The organism is Phycicoccus avicenniae (assembly GCF_018139485.1).
Classification (GTDB): Bacteria; Actinomycetota; Actinomycetes; order Actinomycetales; family Dermatophilaceae; genus Phycicoccus; species Phycicoccus avicenniae.
The window spans coordinates 1-18,837 of sequence record NZ_JAGSNF010000007.1 but is presented as its reverse complement, the minus strand read 5'-3'; the positions used below and the strand labels follow the sequence as shown (position 1 = coordinate 18,837).

The following is an 18,837-nucleotide window of genomic DNA, read 5'->3' as shown; positions in this document are numbered from 1 at the left end:
GCCGTCCGGCACCGGGCCCTCCGTCACGTCCGCCGGACGCAGGTCAGGGCAGGTCGGGCCCGTAGTACGTCGTCTGGTCGCCCGCGGCCGTCCGGCCCGCGGCGAGCGCGGCGTCCGGGACCGAGGCGGTGCCGCCGAAGGCGAAGACGTAGTCCAGCGACGCCCGGTTGCGCAGCGCCACCCGCTGGGTCGCGGCCGGGAGCGTGGCCCGGCCGTTCGTCAGCAGGACGGGCTGGCCCCAGCCGGCCATGACCGGACCGGCGGACACCGCGTCCGGCCAGTTGCGGCCGTCGGCGAGCGCCAGGGTGTACGAGCCGCCGAAGAACGCGTCGGCGACGCTGCCGGCGACGTCGTACCGGGTGGCGCCACCGAGGTAGGTGGTCCGGCCCTCGTACGCGTCGTTCGTCAGGACCGAGGCCGCGCCCGCGCCACCGACGGCGAAGATCTGCGTCTGGGCGTCGAGCGAGTCGAGGTACTCGGCCGTGACGGCCGGGAGGGTGCCGCCCCGGGAGAGCAGCACCGGACCGTCCGCGAGGTGCGCGGCCGGACCTGCGACGAGCGCGTCGGCGAAGGCGCGTCCCGAGGACACGAACGCCGTCGTCGGCAGGTCGCCGCGCAGCCGGTCGAGCTCCTCGGCGACGGCGACGGCGACCTCGTAGCGGTCGGCACCGCCGAGCCGCTTCACGGTGAAGCCGGCGTTGCGCAGCAGCCGGACGGTCCGGGCGGACACCGAGGCCGTGCCACCGACGACGTAGACCGTGCCGCCGGGGGCGAGCAGGGTGTCGATCGCGAAGAAGGTGTCCTCACGCAGGGCCGAGGGTGGGGTGAGCAGGGTCGGCCCGAAGCCCGCGGCCGCGAGCGGTCCACCGGTGAGGGCGTCGGCGTAGGCCCGGCCGCCGGCGAGCACGACCGCGTCGGCGGAGGCCTCGCCGAAGAAGCCGAGGGCGGTCTCGACGGAGACCTCGTAGCGGTCGGCCCCGCCGATCCGCTCGCTGGAGGCGTCCGGGTTGCTCGCCCGCCAGGACAGCGAGGTCACGGGCTCCTCGCCGGCCGCGAGGAGGAGGTTGTCGGAGTCCTCGGCGTCGTAGCGGTCGTCGTCGCCCACGGACACGACCCGGACCTCGGTGGCCGAGCACGGGTCGTCCTCCGGGCCCACGGCCTTGACGTAGGCGAGGAGGCGACGGTTCGGGCTGAACTCCGGGGCCACGGTGACGCACGCGTCGCCGGTGTCGGCCACGGGCACGGGGTCGACGTAGGCCCAGGTGTCCGGGTCGTCCTGGTGGTCGACGTAGAGGTGCGGGGCGGCGTCGTCCGGGTCCGTCCCGGCGAAGGCGAGGTAGGTGCGCTCGTCGCCGGCGAAGACCCCGGCGTCCGGCTCCTGCCCGACGGCCGGCTCCCCCGGCGCGTACTCGGCGAGCCCGAGGTCCTCCCAGGTCTCGGTGCCCGAGAAGCCGACGAAGGGCGCGGGCCCGACCAGGAGCGTCGAGCCGTCGTCGGTCGCCTGTCGGACGAACACCTCCGTGCCGTAGGGGCTCACGGCGGCGCCGGTGGCGCCCTCGACCTCGAGGGGCGCGGAGAAGGCGGGGTTCGTGGACTGGGCGACGAGGGCGCCACCGATCTCCTGGACGAAGCCGTCCCCGGCCGGGGCCCACGCGGCGGCGGCGTCGGCGCCGGGGTAGTCGACCGGTGTCGCGCCGCTGACGTTCGGGCTGACCCGGGTGACCCCCTGGGAGGGGATGTCGCGGTAGGCGAGCGCGTCGCCGGCGGGGCCGGCGGCCCAGTCCGTGCGGACGCCCGAGGGGGCGGCGGTGGCCGAGGCGCCGTCGGGGGCGACCCGCAGCAGGACCGAGGAGTCGTCCCGGCTCGCGTAGAGGAAGGGCGAGAAGGGGACCTCCTCGAGCGGCTCGACGAGGGCCGAGGTGCCGGCACCGGAGCGCTGCCGCAGCCGGTCGACGGCCTCGCGGGCGCGCTGTGCGCTCTCGAGACGGGCGGTGGCTCCGGTCAGCGCGGAGGTCGGCGCCCCGGCCGGGTCGACCGGCGTGACGGGCTGGGCCGCGGCGACGGCCGGGACGGTGAGCGCCGCGATCGTCGCGAGGGCCACGGGGAGTGCTGTTCTGTGCACCGGGGGTCCTTTCCGGGGACGGGCACGGCGGCGGTCCCGCGGTGCACCGAGCGCACCGTAGGGCCTCCCGGGGCCCCGCGGGGGTGGAAGCGCGGGGAGTTGCGAGAACTCGCAACCGCGCGCCCGGACGGACCCGCCGAGGGGTGTGCCGCTCACGGCCGCACCCGGGGTGCCGACTTATCCTCGACGGTGCCGTGGGTCCTCCACGCCCCTGCACCCGAGACCCCGAGGACGTCAGGTCCGCATGATCCGCTTCGAGAACGTCACGAAGGTCTACCCCCGGTCGACCCGTGCCGCCGTCGACGACGTCACCGTCGACATCGACCGGGGGGAGTTCGTCTTCGTCGTCGGTCCGTCCGGGTCCGGCAAGTCGACGATCCTGCGCCTCGCCCTGCGCGAGGAGGCCGCGTCGTCCGGACTCGTCCTCGTCGCCGGGCACGACCTGCAGAAGATGCCGATGCGCCAGGTGCCCCGGCTGCGCCGGGAGATGGGGGCGGTCTTCCAGGACTTCCGGTTGCTGCCGAACAAGACGGTCCACGAGAACGTCGCCTACGCCCTCCAGGTCATCGGCAAGCCGCGGCACTCGATCCGCCAGCTCGTCCCCGAGACCCTCGACATGGTCGGGCTCGCCGGCAAGGAGAAGCGCTTCCCGCACCAGCTCTCCGGCGGTGAGCAGCAGCGCGTGGCGATCGCCCGGGCGGTCGTCAACCGGCCGCAGATCCTGCTGTGCGACGAGCCGACGGGGAACCTGGACCAGGCCATCAGCATCGACATCGTCCGGCTCCTGGAGCGGATCAACCGCACGGGGACGACGATCGTGATGGCCACCCACGACCACGACATCGTCAACGCGATGCGTCGCCGGGTCGTCCAGCTCGCCGACGGACGGGTCGTGCGGGACGAGGCGACCGGCAGCTACCACCCGGCCCCGGACGAGGAGGACTGACCGTGCAGATGCGCTTCCTGGCGAGCGAGGTCGGGTCCGGCCTGCGCCGCAACGTCTCGATGGCCGTGTCGGTCATCCTCGTGACGATGGTCTCGATCTTCCTCCTCGGCCTCGGACTGCTGGCCCAGCGGCAGGCCGACACGATGAAGGGCTACTGGTACGACCGCATCCAGGTCTCGATCTACCTGTGCACCGCCGACGCCCTCCAGCCGAACTGCGAGGGCCGGGCGGCGACGGACGCCCAGCGCGACGGGCTGCGGGCCCAACTCGAGGAGCTGCCCGAGGTGAGCCAGGTGTTCTTCGAGTCCGAGCAGCAGGCCTTCGACCGCTTCCGCGAGCAGTTCCGCAACAGCCCCATCGCCGGCAACGTCCAGAACGGCGACATCCCCGCGAGCCTGCGCGTCCAGCTGCAGGACCCGACGAAGTTCGACGTCGTCACCTCGCAGTTCGAGAACGCCCCGGGGGTGGCGACCGTGCAGGACCAGGAGCAGGTGCTCTCGCAGTTCTTCACGATCATCAACTGGATCAAGGCCTTCGCCTGGTTCCTCGCGGCGCTCATGGCGGCCTGCGCGGCGTTGCTCATGGCGACGACGATCCGGCAGGCGGCGTTCATCCGGCGCCGCGAGATCGGGATCATGCGGCTCGTCGGGGCGTCGAACTGGACCATCCGGATGCCGTTCGTGACGGAGATGCTCATCGTCTCCTCCCTCGGTGGGGTGCTGGCCGTGGGGCTGCTCGTCGGGCTCACGCAGTACGTCTTCACGGAGGGGGCGAGTCGCATCGCCCTGTCCCAGGCGTTCATCGGGGTGTCGGACGTGTGGTTCTTCGCGCCGTGGATGCTCGGCGGGGTGCTGCTCATCGCCGTCGCGACGAGCCTGGTCACCCTGCGCCGCTACCTGCGCGTCTGACCCGCCGGCCGACCGGTCGGGGGACTGCTCTCCGCGAACGGCCTGTGGGATCGCTGATACACGAGTACGCTCCTGGCGTCCAGAATTTCTGCCGTGGAGTGGGAATACTCCTGTGAATCGTGTTACCAATGGTGCTCATGAGACGTCGTGACCGTGCGCTCCTCCGCGACCCTCGGCGTCTCGCGGCGCTCGGAGGGGGGGTGGCCTGCTCCGCCGCGCTCGTGACGACGGCCGCCCTCCCGGCCCCCGCCGCGACCGACCCCGACGCCGCGAAGCGGAAGGTGGACCGGCAGGTCGAGTCCCTCGAGGGTCACCTCGACGAGACCTCGAAGGCCCTCGCGACGGCGAAGGAGAACCTCGCCTCGACGCAGGCCCGGCTGCCCGGTGCGCGGGCCGCCCTCGAGCAGGCCCAGAGCCGTGCCGACGAGGCCGACCTGGCCCGCGCGCAGGCCGTCCAGGCCCTCGAGGTCGCCAAGGCCAACGAGGCCAAGGCGCGGACCGACCTCGCGAGCGCCGAGGAGGAGGTCGTCGCCGGGCGGTCCCGGATCGCCCAGTTCGCCGCGCAGATCTACCAGGAGCAGGGCTTCGGCCAGCTCGACGTCGCCCTCTCGAGCACCGAGCCGCAGGACTTCGCCGACCGGCTCGTCCTCGTCGACACCGTGCTCGACGTGCAGAACCGGACGATGCAGCGGCTCACGACCGAGCAGGCCAACCTCACCGCCCTCGAGGACCGGCTCACCGCACTGCGCGAGGACTCGGACCGGAAGAAGAAGGCCGCCGAGGACGCGCTCGCCGAGGCCGAGGCCGCCCGGGACGCCGCGGACCAGGCCAAGGCCGACCTCGAGGCGCTCGCGGCGACCCAGGAGGCCCGCACCGTCGAGTACGAGGACCAGCTCGCCGCCGACAAGGAGCAGCTGGCCGAGATGCAGCAGGAGCAGCAGCGGCTCGCGGCCGTGCTGCGCAAGCGGGCCGAGGAGGCGCGCAAGCGCGCCGAGGCCGAGGCGCGGCGTCAGGCCGCGGCCGAGGCCAAGCGTCGGGCCGAGGAGGAGCGTCGCCGCAAGGCGAGCTCGAGCGGCTCGTCCGGTGGGTCCTCCGGGGGCTCCTCGGGCGGGTCCTCCGGTGGTGGGTCGTCCTCGGGTGGTGGGTCGTCCTCGGGTGGGTCGTCCTCGGGCGGCTTCTCCCTCAGCGTCCCCGTCCGCTCCGGCTGGGTCAGCTCCGAGTACGGGATGCGCTTCCACCCCGAGTATCACTACTGGAAGCTGCACTCGGGCCGCGACTACGCCGCGAACTGCGGCACGCCGGTCTACGCCGCCGCGGGCGGCACGATCATCTCCTCGGGGTGGGGCGGTGGCTACGGCAACCGGGTCGTCGTCGACCACGGATGGCAGCGCGGCACGGGCCTCGCGAGCACGTACAACCACCTGTCGAGCATCGCCAAGGGCAGCGGCTCGGTGAGCCGGGGCCAGCTCATCGGCTACGTCGGGACGACGGGGACCTCCACCGGGTGCCACCTGCACTTCGAGACCCTGCAGAACGGCGGGTTCGTCGACCCGCGCTCCTGGCTCTGACGCGCCCTCGGGCGGCGGTGCCGGCCGGAAACCGGTGCGAGCGGCGGGTGACCTGACCGGTAGCCTGGGGTCCGTGACCAAGGAGACCGGGAAGAAGCTCGTCGCGAGCAACCGCAAGGCCCGTCACGACTACCACGTCGAGGACACCTACGAGGCCGGCCTCGTCCTCATGGGGACCGAGGTCAAGGCGCTGCGGATGGGACGGGCCTCGCTGGTCGACGGCTGGGCCGGCCTGGACCGGGACGGCGAGCTGTGGCTCGAGGGCGTCCACATCCCGGAGTACCTCAACGGCACGTGGACCAACCACACCCCGCGGCGACGCCGCAAGCTCCTCCTGCACCGGCGGGAGATCGACAAGATCGCGCACGCCACCCGGGAGTCCGGCCGGACCGTCGTCCCGCTGTCGCTGTACTTCTCCGACGGCCGCGCCAAGGTCGAGATCGCCGTCGTCACGGGGAAGAAGGCCTACGACAAGCGGCACGCCCTGCGCGAGAAGCAGGACCGGCGCGACGCCGACCGGGCCATCGCCGCCCGGCGCCGCGGCGAGGTCTGACCCCCCACGCACGACCGCCCCCGCGCCGCGGTCGCGGGCGGGGGCAGCGGCAGAGCGTTCAGTGCTTGAACGCGTCCTTGACGTTCTCCCCGGCCTTGCGCAGGTCGGCCTCGCTCTGGTCGGTCCGACCCTCGGCCTCGAGGCGCTCGTCGTCGGTCGCCCGACCGGTCGCCTCCTTGCCCTTGCCGGTGGCGTCCTGGACGGCGTTCCTCACCTTGTCACCGAGTCCCATGAGCGTCTCCCTTCGTCGTGCGGATGCACTGGCCGCTCGGGTCGGCCGATGCGCTGACCGTTCCACCGTACAACCTTCGACGAAGGATGAACACCGCAGGTCACGACCGGTTCGGCGCTCACGCGACGACGAGGACGAGGTCGCCGCCCTCGACCTGCTGGTGGCCGTCGACCGCGAGCCGCTCGACGGTGCCGCCCGTCGGCGTCGTGATGCTCGCCTCCATCTTCATCGCCTCGATCGTCGCGACGACGTCCCCGGCCTCGACCCGCCGGCCCTCCTCGACCGTCGGGGTGACGACTCCCGCGAAGGGCGCGGCCACGTGTCCGAGGTTGCCGCGGTCGGCCTTCTCGGCCGTCTTGGTCTCCGCCTCGACGGAGCGGTCGCGGACCTGGACGGGGCGGAACTGCCCGTTGAGGGTGCACATGACGGTGCGCATGCCCTGCCGGTCGACCTCGCCGACCGAGCTGATCCCGAGGAGCAGCCGCTTGCCGGGCTCGATCTCCGCCTCGTGCTCGACGCCGTGCTCGAGACCGTGGAGGAACTCCGCCGTGCCGAGCACGGACAGGTCGCCGTAGCGCTCCCGGACCTCCTCGAACTCACGGGTCGGGCCGGGGAACAGCAGCGCGTCGAGGGCGCGCCGCGGGTCGGAGACGAGGGCCTCCTCCTGCTCCGGCGTCAGGTCGGTGACCCGGGGCCGGGCCGTGCGTCCCTGCAGGGCCTTGGTCCGGAACGGCTCGGGCCACCCGCCCGGCGGGTCGCCGAGCTCGCCGGAGAGGAACCCGACGACCGAGTCCGGCACGTCGAAGGAGGCGGGGTCCGCCTCGAAGGCCGCGGGGTCGGCGCCCGCGCCGACGAGGGCGAGCGCGAGGTCGCCGACGACCTTGCTGCTCGGGGTGACCTTGACGATGCTGCCGAGGATCCGGTTAGACGCGGCGTACATGTCCTCGATGTCCTCGAAGCGGTCGCCGAGGCCGAGGGCGATCGCCTGCTGGCGCAGGTTCGACAGCTGACCGCCCGGGATCTCGTGGACGTAGACCCGTCCCGTGGGGGAGGCGAGACCGGACTCGAACGGTGCGTAGAGCCGCCGGACGGCCTCCCAGTAGGGCTCGAGCGCCGAGACCGCGTCGAGGTCCAGCCCGGTGGGCCGCTCGGTGTGGTCCGTCGCGGCGACGAGGGCGGACAGGCTGGGCTGGCTCGTCGTGCCGGCCATCGAGGCCGTCGCGGCGTCGACGGCGTCGACCCCGGCGTCGATGGCGGCGAGCAGGGTCCCGACCTGTCCGCCGGCCGTGTCGTGGGTGTGCAGGTGGACCGGGAGGTCGAAGTTCTCGCGCAGCGCCGTGACGAGCCGCCGTGCCGCCGGTGCGCGGAGCAGGCCCGCCATGTCCTTGACCGCGAGGACGTGCGCCCCGGTGCCGACGATCCGCTCGGCGAGGCGGAGGTAGTAGTCGAGGGTGTAGAGGTCCTCGCCCGGGTCCATGAGGTCGCCGGTGTAGCAGAGCGCGACCTCGGCGACGGCCGTGCCGGTGCCGAGGACGGCGTCGACGGCCGGGCGCATCTGCTCGACGTCGTTGAGGGCGTCGAAGATCCGGAAGACGTCGAGCCCGGTGCGCGCCGCCTCGGCGACGAAGGCGTCGGTGACCCTCGTCGGGTACGGGGTGTAGCCGACGGTGTTGCGGCCACGCAGCAGCATCTGGAGCGGGACGTTGGGCATCGCCTCCCGGAGCAGGGCGAGCCGCTCCCAGGGGTCCTCGTGGAGGAAGCGGAGGGCGACGTCGTAGGTCGCCCCGCCCCAGGCCTCCACCGACAGCAGCTGCGGTGTCGTCCGCGCGACGTGGCCGGCCACGTGCAGCAGGTCGCGGGTGCGGACCCGGGTCGCGAGCAGGCTCTGGTGGGCGTCCCGGAAGGTCGTGTCGGTGACGGGGACGTCGGTGCGTTCGCGCAGCCGGCGGGCGAACTCGGCCGGTCCGACGCGCTGGAGCAGGTCGCGGCTGCCCGGGGGGAGCGGGGCGTCGGTGTCGAGGGCCGGCAGCTTGGTCCGGGGCTCGAGGTGGCTGCGGGCCGGTCCGTGCGGCTGGTTCACCGTGACGTCCGCGAGGTACTGGAGCAGCCGGGTGCCGCGGTCGGCGGGGGTGCGGGCCTCGAGGAGGCCGGGGCGCTCGTCGATGAACGAGGTCGTCGCCTCGCCGCGGCGGAACGAGGGGTCGTCGACGACCGCCTGGAGGAAGGGGATGTTCGTCGAGACCCCGCGGATGCGGAACTCGGCGAGGGCCCGCCCGGCACGGCGCACCGCGCTCGGGAAGTCCCGGCCGCGGCAGGTGAGCTTGACGAGCATCGAGTCGAAGTGCGGGCTGACCTGGGCGCCGACGAAGACCGTCCCGCCGTCGAGGCGGACGCCCCCGCCGCCGGCCGAGCGGTAGACGGTGATCGACCCGGCGTCGGGCCGGAACCCGTTCGCCGGGTCCTCGGTCGTGATCCGGCACTGGAGGGCCGCCCCGCGGGTGACGATCTCCTCCTGCCGCAGGCCGAGGTCCTCGTGGGTCGCACCCGCGGCGATCCGCATCTGGGAGGCCACGAGGTCGACGTCGGTGACCTCCTCGGTGACGGTGTGCTCGACCTGGATCCTGGGGTTCATCTCGATGAAGACGTACCGTCCGTCCTCGCCGAGGAGGAACTCGACCGTGCCGGCGTTGCGGTAGCCGATGGCCTCGGCGAAGCGGACCGCGTCGGCGCACATCCGCTCCCGCAGGTCCGGGTCGAGGCCCGGCGCCGGGGCGATCTCGACGACCTTCTGGTGCCGTCGCTGGACCGAGCAGTCCCCGCTCGAAGAGGTGCAGGACGCGGCCGTCGGCGTCGGCGAGCACCTGGACCTCGATGTGGCGGGGCCGCACGACGGCCTCCTCGAGGTAGAGGGTCGGGTCCCCGAACGCGGCGTCGGCCTCGCGCTGGGCCGCCTCGAGGGCCTCGCGCAGGGCGGGCCGCTCGTCGACCCGGCGCATCCCGCGGCCGCCGCCGCCGGAGACGGCCTTGACGAAGACGGGGAAGCCGATCTCCTCGGCGGCCGCGGCGAGGGCGTCGAGGTCGGTCGTCGGCTCGGCCCCGTGCAGCGTCGGCAGGCCCGCCTCCCGGGCGGCGGCGATGGCGCGCGCCTTGTTGCCGGCGAGGTGCAGGGCGGAGGGTGGCGGTCCGACGAACGTGATGCCGTGGCGCGCGCAGGCCTCGGCGAGGTCGGGGTTCTCGGACAGGAACCCGTAGCCGGGGTACACGGCGTCCGCGCCGCAGTCGACCGCGACCCGCACGATCGCCTCGTGGTCGAGGTAGGCGCGGACCGGATGGCCCGGCTCGCCGATCTCGTAGGACTCGTCCGCCTTGAGCCGGTGCTCGGACGTGCGGTCCTCGTGCGGGAAGACGGCGACGGTCTTGGCGCCGAGCTCGGTCGCTGCACGGAAGGCGCGGACGGCGATCTCGCCTCGGTTGGCGACGAGGATCTTGTGGAACACGAGGGACCTCCCGGTCGGGGTGCGCGGCGAGGTCAACCCTAGTGACGGGGGCGGTCCGGGTGCCCCGTCCTCCGGAGGGGTGCCGGGACGCGGGACGGACCTCGGGGACCTACCCTGGGGACATGGCCACGCCCGGGATGCGCCGTCCCGCCGCCTCGACGCACGTGAAGGTGCTCCAGGCGGTCGGTGTGGCGTGTGCGGGGCTGCTCGCCGTGAGCCTCGCGGTGGTCGCCCAGCCGAACGCGCTCCAGCAGCTGGGACTCGTCCCGACGCCGTCGCGCTCGGTGCCGGGGGACGGCCTTCCGACGTGGGCCGCGCCCCCGCGGTTCTTCCCGGGGCCCGATGCACCCCCCGACGCCCCGCAGGCCCAGGACCCGCCCGCTCCGGAGACCGAGGACCGGTCCACACCGGCCCCCGAGGCCCCGCCCGCTCCCGGCACCGGGGACCCGTCCGCCCCGGGCCCGGCGAGCGACGACCTCGCTCCGGGGCCGGACGCGACGGACGCGCCCGACGTGACGTCCCCGGTGGACCCCGCCGAGACCACGCCACCGGTGGAGGACGGCCTCGTCGTCGCCGCGGCGTCCCGGGCCCGGGACGCAGACGCGGGGCAGGCCCGTCCGTCCGAGACCGTGGTGCCCCCGACCGGGACCGCGTCCGGTGCGCGGGGCACCGCAGGCCGCTCCTCCGACGCGCGGCCGCAGGCCCGTCCCTCGGAGCGCGGCCCCACGTCCACGGGCCGGGACGCGCCGACGACCGCGGCCATGGCGAGCCCGTCGTCCGCGCGTGCGGAGAAGCCGACGAAGGCGAAGCCGCAGAAGCCGGCGCAGACCTCCCCGCCCGCGCGGGCGGTGAAGCCGAAGCCGGGGAAGCCCGCGCCCACGTCCCCGCCCCCGCGCGCGGAGAAGCCGACGAAGGCGACGCCGGGGAAGCCGGCGCACACCTCCCCGCCCGCGCGTGCGGAGAAGCCGAAGAAGGCGAAGCCGGCGCACGAGCACGCGACACCGGCGACGCCGGGCGAGGGGAGGGGCCGCGGGCACGGGAACAGGTGACGGCGCTCCGTCGTTGATCGCGATTGACGGTGTCCGACCCACCTGTCAGGGTGTCGGCTACCGGAACAACTGAACAGCGTGGGAGGACCCCCTCAGGGGGGTGATCGGTTTCGACATTGACCTGATGATCAGTGGGAAGCGGGCCGAGGACGCACGGTCATCTCGTACAACGCTCCGTGCAAACCAATAGGTGCCGATTCCAAGCGCACCGACTTCGCCCTCGCCGCCTGAGCGAGCCCGAAGTCCGTTGGCCTAGACACGACCTCGGTCTAATCACCAGCGTCAGCTAGAGGTCTTGCCGCGTCGTCGCGCCGAGGGGCGACGCGGGACTCCCACCTCGGCTGGGCCTGTCGGGGAACGTGTGCGCGCGAGCCCCGGGGCCGAGAAAATCCACAGCGCACTGCGCCCGGAGAAGCCCTGGTCACCTGTCAGTGGACGCGGGTTCGATTCCCGCCACCTCCACCCTCGAGGTCCTCCCACGCTGCTCGGCTGGACCCGGTGGTCCTTCCCTCACACGACGTCGAGCCGGTAGCGGTCGCCCTCCCGCGCGAAGCCGAGCCGGTCGTAGTAGGGCGCGACCATGCCCGGAGCGGTGAGGACGCGGGTGAACCCGCGCTCCCGGAAGAGCCCGGAGTGCCGGAAGACGAACTCCCCGGGGGCGAAGTCGCGGAACCGCTTCGTCACGTAGTCGAGCTCGACCTGCGCCGTCCCGGACCCCGCGTCCCGGACGACGATGACCCCGGCCGTCTCGTCGCCGCGCTGGACGAGGTAGGCCGTACGCCCCTCGCCCTCGGCCGTGCGGAAGGCGGGGAAGTGCCGGTCGATGTCGTCGCCGTGGACGGCGAGGAAGTGACGCAGGTAGGCGTCTCCGGCGCCCACGGGCAGCACCGCGTACGCCTCCTCGTCGCCGCGCTCGCGCAGCATCCGGACGATGAAGAAGAGGTTGATGGCCGCGAGGACGACGTTCATCGCGACCATCGGCCACACCGCCAGGAGGGCGTTGAAGACGACGAGGATGACGCACGCCACCGTGTTGAGGACGCGCAGCCGCAGGATGCGCGCCTGGAGCAGGCTGAAGACGAGCAGCGCCGAGCCGAACCAGCCGAGAGCGTCCACCCAGCTCACGACGCCTCCAGCGCGAAGCGCACCAACACGGTGACGCCGACCTCGGTCTCGCCGGCCTCGACCGGCATCGACGCCGTGGCGACGACCCTGCGCGTCATCGGCTGCGGCCCGCCGCCCGCTCCCTCGTGCTCGGTGACCCGCAGGACGGGCCCGAGCCCCCGGCCGGCGAGGCCCGCGTACTGGAGGGCCCGTCCCCGGGCGTCCTCGAAGGCGGCGGCCCGGGCCCGCTCCCGCAGCGGGGCGCGGTCGGCGACCTCGAACCGGATGTCGTCGACGCCGAGCGCGTCACCCGCCGCGGCACCGAGCGCGGCGACGAGGTCCCCGACCCGTCCCGTGTCCCGGACGACGAGCCGCAGGCCCTGGTGGGCGAGGTACCCGACGACGGCCTGGTGGTCGCGGTCGCGACGGTCGGTGAGCCCGAGGGACGTCGTGCGACGGTCCGCGTCGCGCAGGCCCGCGGCCCGCGTCGCGGCGCGGACGTCCTCGAGCCGGGCGGCGAGGGCGTCGAGGGCGGCGCCGGCCTCACGGGCCTCGACGCGCACCCGGACGTCGAGGACGGCGACGTCCGGCACGGCGCTCGCGCTGCCGCTGCCGATGACCTCCACGTGGTCTGCCATGCCGTCACTGTAGGACCCGCGGTGTCCCTGCCCGCGAGCCGAGTTCGGGCTACCCCCCGGTACGCGGTTGAATCGGGCCATGCCCGCCGCACCCTCCATCGCGAACAGTGTCACCGTGCGTCTCGTCCTCCCGGCGAGCCCCACCGCCATCAGCGAGATGACGAGCCTCATCGAACGGGCCGGGGGCGTCGTCACCGGACTCGACGTGACCGGCTCGGGTCAGACCCGGCTGCGGGTCGACCTCACGATGCTCACCCGGGACCCGGACCACGCGGACGAGATCGTCGCGACGATGCGCGCGGTAGACGGCGTCGAGATCGGCAAGGTGTCCGACCGCACCTTCCTCCTCCACCTCGGTGGGAAGCTCACCGTGGAGTCCAAGGTGCCGATCCGCACCCGTGACGACCTCTCGCTCGTCTACACCCCGGGCGTCGCGCGGGTCTGCCAGGCCATCGCCCGCAACCCCGAGGACGCGCGGCGCCTGACGATCAAGCGCAACACCGTCGCCGTCGTCACCGACGGGACGGCCGTCCTCGGGCTCGGCGACATCGGTCCGCTCGCGGCGATGCCGGTCATGGAGGGCAAGGCGGCGCTGTTCAAGCGGTTCGCCGACATCGACGCCTTCCCGATCTGCCTCGACACGACCGACACCGAGGAGATCATCCGCACCGTCAAGGCGATCGCGCCCGGGTTCGCGGGGATCAACCTCGAGGACATCTCCGCCCCCCGCTGCTTCGAGGTCGAGGCCCGGCTGCGCGAGGAGCTCGACATCCCGGTCTTCCACGACGACCAGCACGGCACCGCGATCGTCGCCCTCGCCGCCCTGCGCAACGCGCTGCGGGTCGTCGGCAAGGAGCTGGAGGACGTCCGCATCGTGATGAGCGGTGCCGGGGCCGCCGGCACCGCCATCCTCAAGCTGATGCTCCACGCGGGGGCGCGACACGTCGTCGTGTCCGACGTCGACGGCGTCATCCACGCGGGTCGGGAGGACGTGCGGTCCGGCCGGTTCGAGAACCAGGCGTGGATCGCCGAGCACACGAACGCCGAGGGGCTCACCGGCTCGCTCAAGGACGCGATGCGCGGTGCCGACGTCTTCCTCGGGGTCTCCGCGCCGAACATCCTCGACGAGGAGGACGTCGCGGCGATGGCCGACGGGGGCATCGTCTTCGCGATGGCCAACCCGACCCCCGAGATCGACCCGGAGGTCGCCGCCCGGCACGCCTCGGTCGTCGCGACCGGCCGCTCGGACTTCGCCAACCAGATCAACAACGTCCTCGTCTTCCCCGGTGTCTTCCGCGGCCTCATCGACGCGGCGAGCCGCCACGTGACGATGGACGTCCTGCTCGCGGCCGCCGAGGCGCTCGCGAACGTCGTCGGCGACGAGGAGCGGAACGCGACCTACATCATCCCGAGCGTCTTCAACCCGGACGTCAGCACCGTCGTCGCGGACGCCGTCCGGCGCACCGTCATCGCGCACAGCGACGAGGAGCCGCCGGCCCTGCCGGACCCCACGGCGCGGCCGGACGTCCCGCCGGTCGGGTGAGCGTCCCGGCGCCGTCGAGATCCCGGGCCCTCCTCGGCGCGGCGGCGGTCGCGCTCGTCGTCCAGGGCGTCGTGCTCTACGCGCCCGAAGGGCCGGGCGTCTCCCCGTTCCCGCACGCCGACAAGGTCGTCCACGTCGCCGTGTTCGCCGTGCCGGCGGTCCTCCTGCTCCTCGTGGGGGTGCACGTGCGGGCGGTCGTCCTCGGCCTCGCCGGGCACGCCGTGCTGAGCGAGGTCCTCCAGGGGACGCTGCTGCCGGCCCGGTCGGGCGACCCCCTCGACGCCGTGGCCGACCTCGTCGGCGTCGCCCTCGGGGTCGGGGTCGCCGTGGCCCTGCGGCGGTCCGAGAGGGGTCCCACGCGCTGGTAGACTCGGGGGTCCACGACGGTGCCGGACGCATGGCCGCGTCCCCTCGAGCCGCAGAGCGCGGCTCCTGTCGACCCACCTCGTGGCCACCGGTGACACACCCGACGTCGAACCGGTGCCCCCGGACCTCCTGGTCTGAGACTCGTTGTGCTCGCTGTTTCGCCATCGGCTGACGACGTGTCTGCCCCATTCGCGAAACACGGAACACAGGTGAACCACCCCATGCCCAAGAAGGCGACCGGGCCGAAGGCCCGCTGGAGCGCTGCCAAGAAGGCCGAGAAGGCCAAGGCACGCAAGAAGCCCCACCGCGGCCAGTCGGCCGACACCCGTTCGAGCGCGCCGAAGGAGAAGCGGCCCCGCGCCGAGCGCTCCGCCCGCTGGAGCGACGACGACCCCCGCCGCGCCGGCCGTCCGCCGCGCGACCGGCAGCGCGAGGACCGTCCGCGCGACGAGCGCGGCCGGGACGACCGCCCGCGCCGGGACGACCGTCCCCGTCGTGACGAGGGGTTCCGCCGGGACGACCGTCCGCGCCGCGAGGACCGTCCCCGTCGTGACGAGGGGTTCCGTCGGGACGACCGTCCGCGCCGTGACGACCGCCCGCGTCGTCCCCACGACGAGCGCCCGCGCCGCGAGCGTGGCGAGCGCCCCTACCGCGACCGGGACCCCCGCGTCGCCGACCCGGTGCGCCGCGACCGCCACGAGGGCCGCCACGCGACCGGCTCCGACCTGCCGCGCACCTTCGAGGAGGCCGAGGCCGAGCGCGCCGAGGCCGACACCTGGACCCGCTACCGCTCCGTCGCCGCGGGCGGCCCCCGCGAGGTGACGGCCGACAACGGCTTCGCCGCCCTCGGGCTGCCGGAGCGCGTCGTCGAGCGGCTCGCCGCCGACGGCATCACCGAGCCGTTCCCGATCCAGGCCGCGACGATCCCCGACGCCCTCGCCGGCCGGGACGTCCTCGGCCGCGGCCGCACGGGCTCGGGCAAGACGCTCGCGTTCGGCCTGCCGACGATCGCCCGGCTCACCGGTGGCGGCAAGGCCGTCCCGAAGCGCCCCAAGGCGCTCGTCCTCGTCCCGACCCGCGAGCTCGCCATGCAGGTGAGCGACGCCCTCGAGCCGTTCCTCCAGGCGAGCGGTCTGCGGCACCGGCTCGTCGCCGGCGGCCTGTCCTACGAGGGGCAGATCAAGGCGCTGGACCGGGGCGTCCACGTCCTCGTCGCGACGCCGGGGCGGCTCGTCGACCTCATGGAGCGCGGCGCCGTCGAGCTCGGCGGCATCGAGGTCGCGATCCTCGACGAGGCCGACCACATGGCCGACATGGGCTTCGTCCCCGAGGTCACCCGCATCCTCGACGCGGTGCCCGCGGGCGGTCAGCGGCTGCTCTTCTCGGCGACCCTCGACCGGGGCGTCGACACCCTCGTGCAGACGTACCTCGTCGACCCCGTGACCCACTCGACGGACGAGGCCCAGGCCGCGGTGACGACGATGAGCCACCACGTGCTCCTCATCGACCCGCAGCACAAGAAGGCGCTCACCGCCGAGCTCGCCGGCCGGGAGGGACGCACCGTCGTCTTCGCGCGCACCCAGCTCGGTGCCGAGCGGATCGCGGGCGAGCTGCGGGGCCGCGGTGTCCTCGCGGCGGCCCTCCACGGTGGGCTGAGCCAGGGCGTGCGCAACCGCGTCCTCGGGGCCTACCGCGACGGGCGGGTGCCGGTCCTCGTCGCGACGGACGTCGCCGCCCGCGGCATCCACGTCGACGACATCGGCCTCGTCGTCCAGGTCGACCCGCCGAAGGACCACAAGGACTACCTCCACCGCGCCGGGCGCACCGCCCGCGCGGGCGAGCAGGGTGCCGTCGTCATGATCGCCCTGCCCCACCAGCGCAGGATGGTCGAGCGGATCATCGAGGGCGCCGGCGCCGAGGCGCAGACCGCGAAGGTCCGACCCGGCGACGAGACGGTCCTCGCCATCGGCGGCCGCGAGCCGAGCGGCGTCCCCGTCCCCGACGAGGTGTGGAAGCCCATTCTCGAGGGCGACAAGCGTCAGGGCCGCCGCGGTGGCGGTCCGCGCCGCGGAGGCCCCGGCGGCCGGCCGGGTGGCTCTCGCGGTGGGCGTCCGCAGCGTTCCCAGGGCGGTCAGGGCGGCCGGTCCGGGGGACGGCCGGGCAGAATGGGGGCGTGAGCGCGCTCCCGGCCACCGGACGCCTCCTCGTCGCGACCCCGCAGATCGAGGAGGGCGTCTTCCGGCGCTCGGTCGTGCTCGTCCTGCACCACGGTGACGACGGCGCCCAGGGCGTCGTCCTCAACCGGCCCATCGAGGCGGGCATCGACAGCGTCCTGCCCGGCTGGGAGTCGGTCGCGAGCAGCCCGGCGACGATGTTCCAGGGCGGCCCGGTCCAGCTCGACTCCGCCCTCGGCCTCGTCGCCGTCCCCGGCGACTCGCCGGCCCCGACGGGCGTGCGGCGGCTCTTCGGGGCCGTCGCGCTCGTCGACCTCGACTCGACGCCCGCGGACGTCGCGACCGAGGTGTCCGGGCTGCGGATCTTCGCCGGGTACGCGGGGTGGTCCGAGGGCCAGCTCGACACCGAGATCGCGACGGGGTCCTGGTACGTCGTCGACGCCGAGCCCGGCGACGCGTTCTCCGGCGACCCGGGCGGGCTGTGGCACCGGGTGCTGCGTCGCCAGGCGCCGCCGCTGCGCTGGGTCGCGTGGTTCCCGGCGGACCCGGAGCTCAACTGAGCCGTGAGCGCCTACCCTGGGTGCCCATGAGCAGCACGCCGCAGGACCCGCACGCGCCGGGCGGGCCGGACGGCCCCGACGGGCCGCAGACCCAGACCGCCGTCCTCGAGCGCACCGAGACCACGCCCGAGGTCGCCGAGCCCGGCGACCACGAGCGCTTCTCGCACTACGTGCGCAAGGAGAAGATCCTCGAGAGCGCGATGACCGGCGAGGCCGTCACGGCGCTCTGCGGGAAGAAGTGGGTGCCCGGCCGCGACCCCGAGCGGTTCCCCGTCTGCCCCACGTGCAAGGAGATCTACCAGGGCCTCAAGGCGCCGCAGGACGGCGAGGACTGACGCCGGAACGTCGATCCTGCGGCCCGCGTTCGTCCGCGCCGCAGGTCTTACGGGTTCTTTACCGGTGCCGGACCACCGCGTGACCGACCCGCCAGTAGGTTCGTCGACCAGCCGCGCCACGAGGTGCGGTCCCCGGACCCCCGAAAGGTCGACATGCGTACTCGTCCTGTCTCCTCGCTCGCCGCACTCGCTCTCGGTGCCGCCGGCGCGGTCCTCCCGCTCGGCTCCGCCGTCGCCGCCCCGACGGCCGGTGTCGACGGCGTCGGCGCCGACTGCGTCACCCACACCGAGGAGGTCGGCGGCCGTGCGGCCGACGGGCACCGGAAGGACCCGCACGACCTCAGCGACCGGCAGGCCGCCGCGATGGACACCGCGCTCACGAAGGCCCTCGCCGCCAAGGGCCTGCGGATCACGGGGAAGGGCGTGGAGCAGAAGGGCAAGCCGGGCGGCGGCGGCTCGGGGCAGTTCACCTCGGCCGTCATCGACGTCTACTGGCACGTCATCACCGACGGCAGCAACGGCGCGCTCTCCGACGCCGACCTCGCCGCGCAGCTGCAGGTCCTCAACGAGGGCTACGCGGGGTCGGGCTTCACCTTCCGGACCGCGGGGACGGACCGCACGGACAACGCGTCCTGGTACAACGGCATCACGAACGGCAGCAGCGCCGAGCGGTCGATGAAGAAGTCCTTGCGCAAGGGCGACATGGGAGACCTCAACGTCTACACCGCCGACCTCGGCGGCGGGCTCCTCGGGTGGGCGACCTTCCCGAAGTCCCGGCTCGACCCGATGGACGGGGTCGTCCTCCTCGACGCGAGCCTGCCCGGTGGCAGCGCGACGAACTACGACGAGGGCGACACCGGCACCCACGAGGTCGGCCACTGGCTCGGGCTCTACCACACCTTCCAGGGCGGCTGCTCCGGCAGCGGCGACTACGTCGACGACACCGCCCCGGAGGCGTCCCCCGCGTACGAGTGCCCCGTGGGTCGCGACTCGTGCGCCGGCGGCGGCCTCGACCCGATCCGCAACTTCATGGACTACACCTACGACAGCTGCATGGACCACTTCACCGACGGTCAGGTCGCCCGCATGCAGGGAGCCTGGACGGCCTACCGCGCCTGACCCGCGACGGCCGCCGACGGTGACCGTCCGCTAGCACACCCCGGGGGCCCCCCCCCCGGGGGGGGGGGGGGGCCGGGGGGGGGGGGGCCGGGGCGGGGGGGGGGGGCCCCCCCCGCCCGCCCC

General features: G+C 74.0%; 15 protein-coding genes, 1 other RNA gene and 1 pseudogene. 12 read left to right on the top strand and 5 right to left on the bottom strand.

Annotation, left to right across the window (positions count from 1 at the left end):
* Positions 1-43: 43 nt before the first annotated feature.
* Positions 44-2,122, bottom strand: a complete 2,079-nt coding sequence (locus KC207_RS06550; protein WP_211602143.1) for a cell wall-binding repeat-containing protein — start codon at positions 2,120-2,122, stop codon at positions 44-46.
* A 244-nt stretch (positions 2,123-2,366) separates the two neighbouring features.
* Between KC207_RS06550 and ftsE the strand changes: the two genes are divergently transcribed.
* From ftsE to smpB, 4 genes are all read left to right on the top strand, one after another.
* Positions 2,367-3,068 (top strand): cell division ATP-binding protein FtsE, encoded by a 702-nt coding sequence (ftsE, locus tag KC207_RS06545; RefSeq protein ID WP_211602141.1) that lies wholly within the window; start codon positions 2,367-2,369, stop codon positions 3,066-3,068.
* Positions 3,069-3,076: 8 nt separating this feature from the next.
* Positions 3,077-3,976: a permease-like cell division protein FtsX gene (gene ftsX / locus KC207_RS06540; protein WP_249138602.1), complete on the top strand. Its 900-nt coding sequence runs from the start codon at positions 3,077-3,079 to the stop codon at positions 3,974-3,976.
* 200 nt (positions 3,977-4,176) lie between these two features.
* Complete coding sequence (locus KC207_RS06535) at positions 4,177-5,544, top strand: peptidoglycan DD-metalloendopeptidase family protein (RefSeq protein WP_211602137.1); 1,368 nt, start codon at positions 4,177-4,179, stop codon at positions 5,542-5,544.
* A gap of 73 nt (positions 5,545-5,617) precedes the next feature.
* Positions 5,618-6,097, top strand: a complete 480-nt coding sequence (gene smpB, locus KC207_RS06530) for an SsrA-binding protein SmpB (RefSeq protein WP_211602135.1) — start codon at positions 5,618-5,620, stop codon at positions 6,095-6,097.
* Positions 6,098-6,155: 58 nt separating this feature from the next.
* On the opposite strand, the gene KC207_RS06525 is transcribed toward smpB, so the two are convergent.
* Positions 6,156-6,329, bottom strand: a complete 174-nt coding sequence (locus KC207_RS06525) for a CsbD family protein (RefSeq protein WP_211602133.1) — start codon at positions 6,327-6,329, stop codon at positions 6,156-6,158.
* A gap of 118 nt (positions 6,330-6,447) precedes the next feature.
* Positions 6,448-9,826: pseudogene (locus KC207_RS06520) on the bottom strand (pyruvate carboxylase).
* A 122-nt stretch (positions 9,827-9,948) separates the two neighbouring features.
* On the opposite strand from KC207_RS06520, the gene KC207_RS06515 reads away from it, so the two are divergent.
* The gene (locus KC207_RS06515; protein ID WP_211602126.1) at positions 9,949-10,875 is read left to right on the top strand and encodes a hypothetical protein; all 927 of its coding nucleotides are present in this window, start codon (positions 9,949-9,951) and stop codon (positions 10,873-10,875) included.
* Positions 10,876-10,971: 96 nt separating this feature from the next.
* Positions 10,972-11,340: a transfer-messenger RNA gene (ssrA, locus tag KC207_RS06510) on the top strand.
* A 45-nt stretch (positions 11,341-11,385) separates the two neighbouring features.
* Here the strand turns inward: ssrA and KC207_RS06505 are convergent.
* Both KC207_RS06505 and KC207_RS06500 read right to left on the bottom strand, forming a co-directional pair.
* Positions 11,386-12,000 (bottom strand): hypothetical protein, encoded by a 615-nt coding sequence (locus tag KC207_RS06505; RefSeq protein ID WP_211602124.1) that lies wholly within the window; start codon positions 11,998-12,000, stop codon positions 11,386-11,388.
* Positions 11,997-12,617 carry an SIMPL domain-containing protein gene (locus KC207_RS06500; RefSeq protein WP_211602122.1) on the bottom strand — a complete coding sequence of 207 codons (621 nt, stop codon included), beginning with the start codon at positions 12,615-12,617 and terminating at the stop codon, positions 11,997-11,999. The genes KC207_RS06505 and KC207_RS06500 overlap by 4 nt, the downstream gene beginning before the upstream one ends.
* 79 nt (positions 12,618-12,696) lie before the next feature.
* On the opposite strand from KC207_RS06500, the gene KC207_RS06495 reads away from it, so the two are divergent.
* The 6 genes from KC207_RS06495 (at position 12,697) to KC207_RS06470 (ending at position 18,714) form a co-directional block, all read left to right on the top strand.
* Complete coding sequence (locus tag KC207_RS06495) at positions 12,697-14,160, top strand: NAD-dependent malic enzyme (protein WP_211602120.1); 1,464 nt, start codon at positions 12,697-12,699, stop codon at positions 14,158-14,160.
* Entirely contained in the window at positions 14,157-14,528 is a 372-nt protein-coding gene (locus KC207_RS06490; RefSeq protein ID WP_211602118.1) for a VanZ family protein, read from the top strand. The genes KC207_RS06495 and KC207_RS06490 overlap by 4 nt, the downstream gene beginning before the upstream one ends.
* Positions 14,529-14,747: 219 nt before the next feature.
* Positions 14,748-16,703: a DEAD/DEAH box helicase gene (locus KC207_RS06485; RefSeq protein ID WP_211602116.1), complete on the top strand. Its 1,956-nt coding sequence runs from the start codon at positions 14,748-14,750 to the stop codon at positions 16,701-16,703.
* Entirely contained in the window at positions 16,700-17,260 is a 561-nt protein-coding gene (locus KC207_RS06480) for a YqgE/AlgH family protein (RefSeq protein ID WP_211602114.1), read from the top strand. Before KC207_RS06485 ends, KC207_RS06480 begins: the two co-directional genes overlap by 4 nt.
* Before the next feature lie 26 nt (positions 17,261-17,286).
* The gene (locus KC207_RS06475) at positions 17,287-17,595 is read left to right on the top strand and encodes a DUF3039 domain-containing protein (RefSeq protein WP_211602112.1); all 309 of its coding nucleotides are present in this window, start codon (positions 17,287-17,289) and stop codon (positions 17,593-17,595) included.
* Positions 17,596-17,748: 153 nt separating this feature from the next.
* Complete coding sequence (locus KC207_RS06470; RefSeq protein ID WP_211602110.1) at positions 17,749-18,714, top strand: zinc metalloprotease; 966 nt, start codon at positions 17,749-17,751, stop codon at positions 18,712-18,714.
* The last annotated feature ends 123 nt before the right edge of the window (positions 18,715-18,837 follow it).